Below are 12,609 nucleotides of genomic sequence, written 5' to 3' on the forward strand. Positions count from 1 at the left end.
AGCCCAAACCGGGCCCCTTTTTCATATATACGCATTACGCAGTAGTGTTTTCTTGGTTTTCCGCTGTACAATCAGGGCAAGTGCCGTAAATCTCAAATTTATGCCCGCTGACCTGATAGCCATCCAAATCATCACAAAGCTTGTCCATCGGACATGATTCAATTTCCTTTGTTTTGCCGCAGGCAAGACAAATAAAATGATGATGGTGATGAGTGAATGAACACTTAAATCGGAAGAGCTTTTCACCAGACAGCTCAGTTGTTTCCAAAATCCCAAGTTCTTCATATAAAGAAAGGTTTCTGTAGATTGTATCAAAGCTTAAGCCTGGATAATCATCATTTAATGCAGACAGTACGTTTTTAGCGGTAAGATATCTGTCTGAATCAGCAAAAAGCTGCAGCATATCCTCCCGTTTGTTTGTATATTTATATCCGTTTTCTTTTAGTAGGTTCAGCGCTTCTTGTACGTTCATGAAGGGTCCCCCTTTTCGCTTTGCTTAAGAACGTATCCCATGTATGAAAAAGAAAATGGCAGCTGTCTGTCAGCAAGCCATTTTCTTTACCGCAGATAAAATTATACCCATAAAATGAATAAAAGTAAATGAAAGCCTAGTGGATTGCGTTTTTGAATTTTCCGCCTCTCGTTTCATGAGTATTCATAATTGTGATGAATGCATTTTGATCAACTTCAAACACGATTGATTTGAGCTTTGTCACTTCCAGCCTTGTGACAACCGCGTAAATCACGTCCTTTTCTTCGTCCGTATATCCGCCTTTGCCCTTCAGCTTTGTTGTTCCCCGGCCGAGACGGTGCAAAATAGCATCCGAAATCTCATCATACTGATCAGATACAATAATGACCGCTTTTGTTTCATCAAGCCCTTGGATGACGGCATCAATGGTTTTCATCGCAATGTAATAAGTCATGAAAGAGTACATCGCTTGCTCAGGACCAAACTCAAAACCAGCCCAAATGAAAATGAATACATTGATGAGCATAACGAACTCACCTACTGAAAAAGGCAGCTTTTTCGTCAGCAAAATACCGAGGATTTCAGTGCCATCCATCGAACCTCCGTTTCGTATAACGAGCCCGACGCCAAAGCCGAGCAAAAGACCCCCGAACACAGTAGCCAAAATAGGCTGGGTTGTAAAGGCTTCTACATGGTGAAGTGAGGATTCAATAACGGCAAGCCCGACAATCCCTATAAACGTAGAGACAAGGAAGGTCTTACCGATATATTTATATCCGAAGATCATAAAAGGAATATTTAATATGACAACGAAAAAAGCAAAATTCAGAAAGGGGTTTGATATAAAGAGGTGGTCTAAAATAAGTGATACACCGATGATCCCGCCATCAATAAAATCATTGGGGATTAAAAATAATTCGATACTTACAGCCGCAGATGCAGCTCCTGCCAGAATCATAAAGACCCTGAAAATAAAATGGGAAAATGTTTCTCTCTTATGTTGTTTTGTTGGGGTCATAAAATCTCCTTTCCTGCAATAACTATTTTAAATACATTATAAATCTATTTTACCATTAAACACTGACACATTTTACTGATTTGCCCATACATTAAGTCTGGAGGTGGAATGATCGATGATTTTATTTCAAAGAATTATTTTGCAGCGGCTCAATCAGGCTACTGCTGACGATTTGCTGAAGTACTCAAAACAATACGGAATCAGCTTAACAAGATCGCAGGCCGTTGAAGTGGCGAACCTGTTAAACGGGAAAAATGTAAACATCTTTAATGAAAGTGAACGGATGCGGCTGTTGAAACAAGTAGAGACAATTACATCGAAAGAAACAGCTCAAACCGTTAATGAACTATTCAAACAATTCACAAGCTAAAAAATGGGGGTGTTATCCCCCATTTTTTATTGCTGTAAAATCTTTTCGAGCAATGTATCATCAAATTGTTTTTCTTTCAGCATTTCGATCTCAAAACGGTATGGCGGTTTTTTGTTCTTTTTATCCTCACCGACATACGGTGTTTCTAGAATTTTAGGAATGTCTTTTAACTGCTCATGGTGAACAACATATTGCAGAGCGTCAAAACCTATTTCACCAAAGCCGATATTTTCATGGCGGTCTTTTCTCGCGCCTTTGATGTTTTTGCTGTCATTGATATGAAGCACTTTAATACGGTCAATGCCGACGATTTTATCGAACTCGCTCAGCACCCCGTCAAAGTCCTCAACAATGTTATACCCGGCATCATGTGTATGGCACGTGTCGAAGCACACTGACAAATGCTCATTGTGTGTAACGCCTTCGATAATCTGTGCAAGCTCCTCGAAGCTTCTGCCGCATTCTGATCCTTTACCTGCCATTGTTTCTAATGCAATCTGGACATTTTGATTCGGATCAATCACTTCATTTAAGCCTTCAATAATTTTTTTGATGCCGGCTTCAGCTCCTGCCCCTACATGAGCGCCAGGATGAAGGACAATTTGCTTCGCTCCGATGGCTGCTGTCCGTTCAATTTCAGAACGAAGAAAATCAACACCCAGCTCAAAAGTGGACGGATTTGTCGTGTTGCCAATATTAATAATATAAGGCGCATGTACGATAATCTCGTCAATGCCGTTTTCTTGCATATGTGCTCGGCCTGCTTCTATATTTAAGTCTTCAATTTTCTTTCGGCGCGTATTTTGCGGTGCGCCTGTATAGATCATAAACGTGTTCGCCCCATAAGAGACTGCTTCCTGGCTTGCTGCCAAAAGCATATGTTTTCCGCTCATAGAGACGTGTGAGCCTATTCTCAACAACAGGTTCCCCTACTTTCTTTTCTTAGATTGGTTTCTTCTCTGTTTTTTCTTGATTTTCTCCATCTCATAGCTCATTTTCTTTTTATATCCAGGCTTAACCTTCTTCGGCTTTTTCACAAGACGATGAGCAATTTCATCTGCTTCGTTCGGCGTTTTTTTACGCTTTTTGCGTCGCTGGCGGTCATCGCCTTTTTTCCATTCGCCCTTTTCAAGCTCTAAGTAATCAAATTCGATGCCCATTTTCTCAAGTTTTACTAATGCATCCTCATCAGAAAGCTCATAAATGGTCATCGCTTGTCCTGATGAGCCGGCTCGGGCCGTTCTGCCCACACGGTGAACATAGAAATCGAGATCATCCGGCAGCTCATAGTTGATAACATGGCTGACACCTTTAATATCAATGCCTCTTGCAGCAAGGTCAGTTGCAATGACATAAGTGAATTCTAAATCATTAATCTGCTTCATGACTTTTTTCCGCTCACGTGGTGTTAATCCGCCGTGCAGCAGGCCGATTTTCATGCCTTTGCCAGTCAGAGACTGGGCAATATGGTCAGCCGTGTTTTTCGTGTTGGCAAACACAATCCCCAGGTATGGATTCAGATGCGACATGATGTCAAAAAGGAGCTTGTCCTTGTCACGATGTTTCGAAGGGATAAGGATATGCTCAATTTTCGCAGCAGTCACCTGCTTTGGCTCCACATGGGCGTATTTTGGATTTTCCATGTATTTCTTTAAAAATGGTTTCAGCTTTTCCGGTATGGTCGCTGAGAACACAAGCATTTGCAGGTCCTCAGGCATACGGGAACCGATGTAATCTACATCTGCAAGGAATCCCATGTCCAGCATTAAATCCGCTTCATCAATAACAAGAGCTTCCGCTTTATGAACACTTAACGCCTGTTCTTTGATTAAATCAGCAATCCGTCCGGGTGTACCGACAACAAGATGCGGCTGTATTTTCAATTTATCAATTGATTTTTGTTTGTCGGTGCCTCCGATAAAACATTTCGAGCGAATCTGACTTCCTTCTTCACCCTGCGTGATTTTAAGCGCTTCCTGATAAATCTGGTTGGCAAGCTCTCTTGTCGGAGCCGTAATAACAACCTGAACGACATCTTTAGCAGGATCGATTTTGTTTAATAAAGGCAGTAAATAAGCGTGGGTTTTTCCAGTTCCCGTCTGAGACTGGCCGATGACGCTTTCTTTTTTTAGCACTGCAGGAATCAGCCTTTTCTGGATATCAGTCGGTTCGTAAAAACCAAGACGATGTACTGCATCTATAATAAACGGTTTCAATTCATAAAGTTCAAATTTCGTTTCTTTCATTTTTCCCAGCTCCTTAAAGCGGCACATTATGTGTCCATCATCACATTATACCCGATTTCGCTTAAAAACACCACGTTTGCAAGGTGTTTGTTTTATTCAGTTATGTAAAGCAAATACCGCAGCCCCTGCATATTCTAATAGCAGAGAGAGCTGAAAGGAGGTACAAGTATGTTTTCACCGCAGCAGCCAATGAGAAATTATCCACAGCCCGGACCGCCCCGCCCTATGCCAAATCAGCGAATGATGGGGAGAAGACCGCCTAATATGCGAGGGCCTTCATTTGGAGCACAGCAGCAGGGTTTTCAGCAAGCGGGACAATTTCTTCCTCAGGCAAATGCCGGAGCGAGAAATGGTGCGGGCGGAGGCTTAAAAGGGATGCTGTCAAAGTTCCTCCCCGGCGGAGGAGGCGCTGGAGGCGCCGGCGTTCCCGGCGTTCCTGGAGCAGGTGCAGCAGCGAGCGGAGGTGCAGGTCTGCAAGGCATTCAAAATATCGCCAATCCTGCATCTTTATCCAGTATGCTTGGAAATGTGCAAAAAGTACTCGGCATGGCGCAGCAAGTCACCCCTATGATCCAGCAGTACGGCCCTTTAGTCCGCAATCTGCCGTCATTGATGAAGCTGTACAGCCAATTAAGTAAAAGTGATGATACAGAGACAGAGAGCGATGAGGAAAGTAAAAAACAATCGGATTCAGATGAATTATCAGAAAAAGAGAAAGAGGATGAAACAAAAACCTCAGACGGGAACAAAAAATCAAAACCAAAAAGTTCTTCTCTGCCTAAGAAATCAAAAACACCTGACAATAAAGAGCAAGAATCAAAAACATCTGCTCCGAAGAAAAAAGAAGCTGCCTCTCCTGCTCCGAAAAGAACATCAGGCAGTTCAAAACCGAGATTATATATTTAACATTCTTTGATATCTGAAGTGAGATTGGCTATAATGAGATCAGAAGAATGCAAGAATAAAGCCGTTTGATTACGGCTTTTTATATTGCCTTTACTCACTTCAGTATTGGAGGACAACCGAAAATGGACGTAATTAAAATTTCGCCGCGCGGCTATTGCTATGGCGTTGTTGATGCTATGGTCATTGCCAAAAATGCGGCACTAGATAAAAGTTTGCCAAGACCCATCTATATACTCGGGATGATTGTTCATAATAAACACGTCACTGATGCGTTTGAAGAGGAAGGGATCTTTACATTGGACGGCTCTAACCGTCTGGACATTCTAAAGCAGGTTGACAAAGGAACTGTCATTTTCACTGCGCACGGTGTTTCTCCCGAAGTCAGAAGAATCGCAGACGAAAAAGGATTGGTAGCAATTGATGCTACATGTCCGGATGTGACGAAAACTCATAATCTAATCTTAGAGATGAAAGAAAAAGGATATCACGTGATCTATATCGGCAAAAAAGGGCATCCGGAGCCTGAGGGAGCCGTTGGCGTAGCGCCGGAAATCGTTCACTTAGTTGAAACAGAAGAAGATGTAAAAAACCTTGATATCCAAGCAGATAAGTTAATCGTGACGAATCAAACAACCATGTCTCAATGGGATGTTCACGACATTATGGAGCTTGTCAAAGAAAAATATCCTCATGTCGAATATCACCAAGAGATTTGCCTTGCTACTCAAGTGCGGCAGGAAGCTGTATCAGAGCAGGCGAAAAAAGCGGACTTAACAATCGTTGTCGGAGACCCGAAAAGCAACAATTCAAATCGGCTTGCACAAGTGTCAGAGGAAATAGCCGGCACAAAAGCATACCGGATCGGCGACTTAAGCGAATTAAAGCTTGAATGGCTGAAAGGCGTTAATACCGTTGCAGTTACAGCGGGAGCTTCAACACCTACGCCGATCACAAAAGAAGTCATTCGCTTTTTGGAGCAGTACGATCACGAAGATCCATCAACTTGGACAACTGATCACAATGTACCGCTCAAAAAAATACTTCCAAAAGTAAAAGCAAAAAACTGAGGCTGTAAAAGCCTCAGTTTTTTTATAGAAATGCAAATGGATTTGTATCTGTTTCAGAAACAAAGATATTCACGTCATATTTTTTATCATTACACATTGATGTCAGTTTTCTCGTGACGCCTTCTTTCATGATTTTTTCCGCGTAATGGCCCGGATCAACCACATTCAGGCCAAGCATCATCGCATCATGGGCCACATGGAAATATAAATCTCCTGTAACGTAAACATCGGCGCCCTTTCGTTTTGCATGGTGAATATACTTGTTCCCATCTCCGCCAAGAACAGCTACCTTTTTCACCATACTGTCAGCATTCCCCACCATTCTGACACCATTGACATCAAGCTTGTCTTTCACATATAAAGCAAATTCCTTGAGCGTCATCTCATTTTTAAGGGTTCCGACACGGCCGAGCCCTTTTTCGGCGGGAGACTGTTCAACAGGATAGATGTCGTAAGCGACTTCTTCGTATGGATGGCTTTTTATCATTGCATTGATAACAGCTTTTTCGATGCTTTTAGGAAATACAGTCTCAAGCCTTACTTCATGAACAAGCTCAAGCTCTCCTACTTCACCGATAAAAGGCTTAGCTCCGTCCAATGGCTTGAAGCTGCCGATCCCTTCAGACGAAAACGCGCAATGGCTGTATTCGCCGATATGGCCGGCGCCAGCATTTCCAAGCGCGGCTCTGACCTGCTCTTCATATTCCTTCGGCACGTAGACGGCCAGCTTTTTTAGAGGATCCGTATAAGTAGGCGCCAGCACTTCCGTCTCACGCAGCTCTAGTGCTTCAGCAAGCAAATCATTCACGCCGCCGTCCGCAACGTCTAAATTTGTATGAGCTGCATAAACAGCAATATCGTGCTTCAAACACTTTTCAATTAACCTTCCGGCAGGCTGATCTGTTGAAATATGCTTGAGCGGCCGAAAAATAGGAGGATGGTGTGCTATAATCAAGTCAACCTCTTTTTCAATCGCTTCATCGATAACGCTCTCCAACACATCAAGTGTAACCATCACATTTTTAATCGGTTTGTTTAAGGTGCCGATTTGCAGGCCGATTTTATCTCCTTCGACCGCATAGGCTTTCGGGGAAAATTGTTCAAACAGCTGGATGATCTGCTGCCCATTTACGCTTTTAGCCATGATCGATTACCTCCTTTAATAGCTCGATTCGATCGGAGAGCTCCTTTAATTTTTGTTTATTTTGCTCTGTGCCTGCGGCTTGTCTAATCTGCTCATAAATGTTTTGAGTGTGCTGAAGCTCTTGTGTCCACTTTTTCAAAAAGACAGCATTTTTTTCTTTAGCCAAAAAAGGACCAACGAGCATTCCGGCTGATAAAGAAATACCGGCATAAGCCGCATCCCTGTCTCCCGCTTCGGCTACCAGCACCTCATAGCACTTTCCGTCCTCTTCAAGGATTACCTCATCTATCAGCGCATACCCTTCTTTATATAGCCACTCCCTGATATGAACAGCATGAATATTCGGCTGTAAAATAAGGCGTTCCTTCCCCGTTAATTTGTCTTTACCTGCTTCTAAAATGTGAGCGATCAAAGCCCCGCCCATTCCGGCAATCGTAATGGCATCAGCTTCACCTTTTTTAATCACTTCCAGTCCGTCTCCCTGCCTTACAGAAATGTGCGAGTTTAAGCCTGATTTTTCAACCTGCCGCTTTGCAGACAAAAATGGGCCTTCTGTTATTTCTCCGGCAATCGCTCCGCTGGCTTTATGATTCAGCACCGCATAACAAGGAAGGTATGCGTGGTCAGACCCGATATCGGCCATCACCGCTCCATTCGGTATGTATTCCGCTACTGTTTGCAATCGTTTAGATAATTTTAATTCGTTCACTTGTCATCACAACTTTTCTCAATCATTTTTTCCTTTACTATCATATAAAAAATCAGCTCGGAATCCAAGCTGAAGCAAATGATTTTGAGATTATTTCTTTTGATGCGAGTCTGTACGCGGCCGTCAAAAATAAAAGGCTGTCGAGAACATCTCGGCGGCCTGTGAATGTATAAAGAGAAATATGGTTCTTTTATTTAATTTTTGACACCCACTCTGCCATATCATCCAGCTTATCTGCCGGAACAAGACCGGAAGGCATTCCATTACCGCCTTTTTCGATCTTTGTTTTTATTTCAGCGACATCTTTCTTATCCCCTACACCTTTTAAGCTCGGACCCGAAACACCTTCATAATTTTCACCGTGGCATGTGATGCAGTTTGCCTTGTAAATTTCTTCTGGTGAAGCGTTTGCATCTTTCTTTTCAGCAGATTTGCTTTCTCCTCCGCTTGCAATTTCTCGAGAGTCATCAAGTCCTTTTACTGATAAAAAGAAAGTTAGACCAATTCCTAAAACAGCGATCAGTAAAAATGGAATAAGCGGGTTCCATTTCATTTCCCTTCCCCCTTTTTGATCCTTCCCCCTATGTAAACACTTCTAATTCTAACTTATTTTAACAAAAAGTAAATGGATTGCTATACAAAAGTTTTTTATTCACACTTTATACAAAATTGAATAGAGACATGCCTATTTCTCTAATATCCTTTTTATTCTATTGTATAATGTATTGTATACGCTTACAATAGAAAATATGGAATTAGATTTTGAAATTTTTCATCACAATGTTCATTTGCAAATGACATCATTTTTCAGTAAAATAAAGGCATATTATCCATATATCTTTTTTTAAAAAAGAAGAACGGATCTGCAAGACCCGTTCCATCTTATTCGAGGAAATCTTTCAAACGTTTACTTCTGCTAGGATGTCTTAGTTTCCGCAACGCTTTGGCTTCGATTTGTCGAATACGCTCTCTCGTTACTCCAAATACTTTGCCGACCTCTTCTAATGTTCTTGTACGGCCATCATCAAGACCGAATCGAAGACGCAATACATTTTCTTCACGATCAGTTAACGTATCAAGTACATCTTCCAGCTGCTCTTTTAACAGCTCGTATGCGGCGTGATCTGAAGGTGAAGTTGCTTCTTGGTCTTCAATAAAATCACCAAGGTGTGAGTCATCCTCTTCACCGATCGGTGTTTCCAGTGATACCGGCTCTTGTGCAATCTTTAAGATTTCGCGTACTTTTTCAGGCGTTAAATCCATATCTTCCGCAATTTCTTCAGGTGTTGGTTCTCTGCCTAAGTCTTGAAGCAATTGACGCTGCACACGGATTAATTTATTAATGGTTTCCACCATATGAACGGGAATCCGGATCGTTCTCGCCTGATCGGCAATAGCGCGTGTAATCGCCTGTCTGATCCACCACGTAGCATACGTACTGAATTTATAACCTTTGCGATAATCAAATTTTTCAACGGCTTTCATCAGACCCATGTTTCCTTCTTGGATCAGGTCGAGGAACAGCATACCGCGTCCGACATACCGTTTTGCGATACTGACAACAAGCCGCAGGTTCGCTTCAGCCAATCTGCGTTTAGATTCTTCGTCACCTTCTTCAATCTTTTGAGCGTAGGCGATTTCTTCTTTTGCAGAAAGAAGGTTAACCCGACCGATTTCTTTTAAATACATACGAACTGGGTCATTGATTTTAACGCCAGGCGGTACACTTAGGTCATTAAGGTCAAATTCTTCTTCGGCTTTGGCAAGCTGCTGAATATTAGGATCTTCTGTTTCTTCATTCTCACTAATTAATTCAACACCTTGTTCACCTAAAAATTCATAATACTCATCCATTTGGTCTGATTCAATTTCAAAGCTGGACATACGCTCAGCGATTTCTTCATATGTCAAAACGCCACGTTTTTTACCAGACTCTGTTAATTGCTCTTTTACTTGGTCGAATGTTAATTCTGTCTCGTGGGTTTGTTTATCAGCCATTATGGATCCCTCCTTCCAAAGCTTGCAACGAATTCTATAAGCGGTATGATTCTTATTCGGTCCATTCAGGCGTTTTCTATATGAACTGCCTTTAACAAATGTGCGAATAATGAAATGACAATTCATGATGAGGTTAAGCGATCTATTTGCTCCTCCGCAAGGAATCATTGCCAATAAATGCTTCTCATCAGTTTTCCAGTTATTTTAAAGATCGGTTCAATGTAACGATTTCTTGAGCCAGAGAAGCAGCTCTTAAAAAATCTTTTTGCCTTTCGGCTTCGGCTCTTTCCGCCTCTTTTTCTTTTATCATTGACCAATTTCTTTGATTCAACACTTTTTTTACATAATCTGATAACTCAGCTTCGCTAAGCTCTTGATTAACCTGAAGCATTAATATATCAGACAAGAGCTGGCTTATATGATCATCTGTCACCCTGGCCATCAGATGCTGAGGCGTCAGCTCGGCTCCCTCTTCATAAAAAGCATAAAGATAAGCGGCTAATGCTCGGTGCTCATCAATATTAAATTGAAACCCTACCCGGTCAATCACTTTTTTGATGACGCTCCGATCTCGAAGCATGTGAGCGAGTAACAGCCTTTCTGCATTTTCATACGCCGGGCGCAAACGTTTATGCCTTGCTTTTGTCGTCAAATGCGCTCGCCGTGTTTTTGTTTCACCGCCATTGTCAGCAGGTTTGTTTTGCTTGCTGAAAACAGACAGCTGCTCAGTTAAAGACTCCTGTGAAAGCGAAAACTCTGAAGCAAGCTGTTTTACATAGACTTCCTGCTCTAGAGACCCTGAAAGCGTGCTGATTTCTTTCAGTACGTCTTTAATGTAAGCCAGGCGATCGCCTTCATCGGACAGGTTCTTTCCTTTTCGGAAATATTGCATTTTAAATGCCATTACGGTGACACTGGCGTCAATAATGTCGTTTTTAAATTTTTCCCCGCCGAATTTTTTGATGTAATCATCAGGGTCCAATCCGTCAGGAATCATTGCAACTCTGACTTTGCACCCTTTTTTTTGCAGAAGCTCCGAAGCTTTTAAGGTGGCTTCATAACCGGCTTTATCTGAGTCATAGCAAAGAATGATTTCTTCGACGTTTCTTCTCAGGATCTTGACATGATCATCTGTAAGAGACGTTCCCATCGTGGCTATGCTCTCTTTTACACCCGAGCTTACAGCCGATATGACATCGGCAAACCCTTCAAATAAGACTGCTCTTTCCTGCTTTCTGATATGAAGACGGGCCTTATAGAAATTGTAAAGCAGTTTACTTTTATGAAAAAGCGGGGTCTCAGGACTGTTCATATACTTAGGCTGCTGGCTCCCAAGAGCCCTGCCCGAGAAAGCAACAACAGCCCCGTGATGATCATGGATCGGAAACATGACACGGTTTCTGAAGCGGTCGAAATATCCGCTTCCGTCTTCGCGTCTGATCAGAAGACCCGCTTTTTCCATTTGCCCCTCACTAAATCCCCTCTTCACAAGGAATTTCGTGATAAAGTCCCAAGAATCAAGAGCATAGCCAATCTGAAATTCATCAATCAGCTCTTTCGTAAAGCCCCTGGAAAGCAGATAATCCAGTGCCTCTTGACCTTCTTTTGTATTTATTAACAAATGATGGTAAAATTTCTTCAGGAGCTCATGTGCCTCAGCCATTTTTTGATCCCCAGAAGACTCTGGCCGAGCTTCGGAATGGACTGTTATATCATCTGGAAAATCAATTTGGTATTTGTCAGCAAGGTGAGAAACCGACTCGGCAAATGAATAGCCTTCCATCTGCCTTAAAAAAGAGAAAACATTGCCGCCCGCTCCGCAGCCAAAGCAATGAAAAATCTGTTTGTCGGGCGATACGGAAAACGAAGGTGTGCTTTCTCCATGAAAAGGACAGAGTCCAAAGTAGTTTCGGCCTTGCTTTTTTAATTGAACATAATCACCTATGACTTCAACGATATCTGCCGACTTTTGCACCTGATCCACAATTTCATCTGGTATCCGATTTCCCATCTTATAACACTCCGTCGTACATTATTCGATGCTTTAGTGCAAAATCCCTTCATCGTTCGACAGGATTTTTTGCAGCAGTGTAATAAATCGTTCTCGATCTTCTTTATTCAATTTTTTAGGCCCTTTGGCGTATACGCCTTTTCTCCTTTGTTTGCCGGAAAAATGACGGCTCTCAAGAGCAAAATCAATCGTGTCTTCTTTGTAAAGACGACCTCTTTCCGACATAACAGAGACATTTCTGTTCAACAGCAGAGATGCTAATCCGATGTCCTGCGTCACAACAATATCTCCCGGTTTTACGTGATTTGCGATATATATATCAGCAGCTTCTTTATGAGGATCAACGTACTTCCATTTTTCTTCATTGCTTCTGGAAAGCTGATAATGTTCAAATGAAGCGACAAAAAGAACTTGAACTTCATACTCGGATGCTGTTTGTAAAATTTCATCTTTTACCGGACAAGCATCAGCATCGACAAAAATCGTCTTTTCTTGTTCATTAAGAAGAGTAATTCTCCATCCCTCCATTAAACTCCTGCATAAAAGCAAGCAAAATCGCACATCCTTTATTATTGCGGATGTATATGAATTTGTCGAAAAATTTCCGGGAGAAATTCTTGACATCTTACCCATAATAGTTTATTCGTATCACACGATCCTTAAACCTA

At 42.0% G+C, this 12,609-nt stretch carries 13 protein-coding genes; 3 read left to right on the forward strand and 10 right to left on the reverse strand.

Going from position 1 to position 12,609, the window contains the following annotated elements; genetic code table 11:
* Positions 1–34: 34 nt before the first annotated feature.
* Together zur and CDO84_RS11595 are read right to left on the reverse strand one after the other, a co-directional pair.
* On the reverse strand, positions 35–472 hold the full coding sequence (gene zur / locus CDO84_RS11590) for a zinc uptake transcriptional repressor Zur (RefSeq protein ID WP_004398578.1): 438 nt from the start codon (positions 470–472) through the stop codon (positions 35–37).
* Positions 473–608: 136 nt separating this feature from the next.
* On the reverse strand, positions 609–1,490 hold the full coding sequence (locus tag CDO84_RS11595) for a YitT family protein (protein ID WP_014664630.1): 882 nt from the start codon (positions 1,488–1,490) through the stop codon (positions 609–611).
* 115 nt (positions 1,491–1,605) lie between these two features.
* On the opposite strand from CDO84_RS11595, the gene CDO84_RS11600 reads away from it, so the two are divergent.
* Positions 1,606–1,860, forward strand: a complete 255-nt coding sequence (locus CDO84_RS11600) for a DUF2624 domain-containing protein (RefSeq protein ID WP_014664631.1) — start codon at positions 1,606–1,608, stop codon at positions 1,858–1,860.
* Positions 1,861–1,886: 26 nt separating this feature from the next.
* Here the strand turns inward: CDO84_RS11600 and CDO84_RS11605 are convergent, their stop codons facing one another.
* Entirely contained in the window at positions 1,887–2,780 is an 894-nt protein-coding gene (locus CDO84_RS11605) for a deoxyribonuclease IV (RefSeq protein WP_040082607.1), read from the reverse strand.
* A 9-nt stretch (positions 2,781–2,789) separates the two neighbouring features.
* Positions 2,790–4,106 (reverse strand): DEAD-box ATP-dependent RNA helicase CshB, encoded by a 1,317-nt coding sequence (gene cshB / locus CDO84_RS11610; RefSeq protein ID WP_040082605.1) that lies wholly within the window; start codon positions 4,104–4,106, stop codon positions 2,790–2,792.
* A gap of 168 nt (positions 4,107–4,274) precedes the next feature.
* On the opposite strand from cshB, the gene CDO84_RS11615 reads away from it, so the two are divergent.
* Both CDO84_RS11615 and CDO84_RS11620 read left to right on the forward strand, forming a co-directional pair.
* Positions 4,275–5,012 carry a YqfQ family protein gene (locus tag CDO84_RS11615; protein WP_040082604.1) on the forward strand — a complete coding sequence of 246 codons (738 nt, stop codon included), beginning with the start codon at positions 4,275–4,277 and terminating at the stop codon, positions 5,010–5,012.
* 122 nt (positions 5,013–5,134) lie between these two features.
* Positions 5,135–6,079 (forward strand): 4-hydroxy-3-methylbut-2-enyl diphosphate reductase, encoded by a 945-nt coding sequence (locus CDO84_RS11620; RefSeq protein WP_040082603.1) that lies wholly within the window; start codon positions 5,135–5,137, stop codon positions 6,077–6,079.
* Positions 6,080–6,101: 22 nt separating this feature from the next.
* Here CDO84_RS11620 and CDO84_RS11625 read toward each other — a convergent pair whose 3' ends face one another.
* The 6 genes from CDO84_RS11625 to CDO84_RS11655 form a co-directional block, all read right to left on the reverse strand.
* The gene (locus CDO84_RS11625; protein ID WP_040082601.1) at positions 6,102–7,223 is read right to left on the reverse strand and encodes a Nif3-like dinuclear metal center hexameric protein; all 1,122 of its coding nucleotides are present in this window, start codon (positions 7,221–7,223) and stop codon (positions 6,102–6,104) included.
* Complete coding sequence (gene trmK, locus CDO84_RS11630) at positions 7,216–7,866, reverse strand: tRNA (adenine(22)-N(1))-methyltransferase TrmK (RefSeq protein WP_040082600.1); 651 nt, start codon at positions 7,864–7,866, stop codon at positions 7,216–7,218. Before trmK ends, CDO84_RS11625 begins: the two co-directional genes overlap by 8 nt.
* A gap of 256 nt (positions 7,867–8,122) precedes the next feature.
* Complete coding sequence (gene cccA, locus CDO84_RS11635; RefSeq protein ID WP_040082599.1) at positions 8,123–8,485, reverse strand: cytochrome c550; 363 nt, start codon at positions 8,483–8,485, stop codon at positions 8,123–8,125.
* Between the two features lie 329 nt (positions 8,486–8,814).
* Positions 8,815–9,930, reverse strand: a complete 1,116-nt coding sequence (gene rpoD, locus CDO84_RS11645) for an RNA polymerase sigma factor RpoD (protein ID WP_003226225.1) — start codon at positions 9,928–9,930, stop codon at positions 8,815–8,817.
* A 199-nt stretch (positions 9,931–10,129) separates the two neighbouring features.
* Complete coding sequence (gene dnaG, locus CDO84_RS11650) at positions 10,130–11,941, reverse strand: DNA primase (protein ID WP_040082598.1); 1,812 nt, start codon at positions 11,939–11,941, stop codon at positions 10,130–10,132.
* A gap of 33 nt (positions 11,942–11,974) precedes the next feature.
* Positions 11,975–12,469, reverse strand: coding sequence for a YaiI/YqxD family protein (locus CDO84_RS11655; RefSeq protein ID WP_014664640.1), 495 nt, complete (start codon positions 12,467–12,469; stop codon positions 11,975–11,977).
* Positions 12,470–12,609: the final 140 nt, after the last annotated feature.

The sequence above is a fragment of the Bacillus sp. MD-5 genome, from assembly GCF_002201875.1.
In the GTDB taxonomy this organism is placed as follows: Bacteria; Bacillota; Bacilli; order Bacillales; family Bacillaceae; genus Bacillus; species Bacillus stercoris.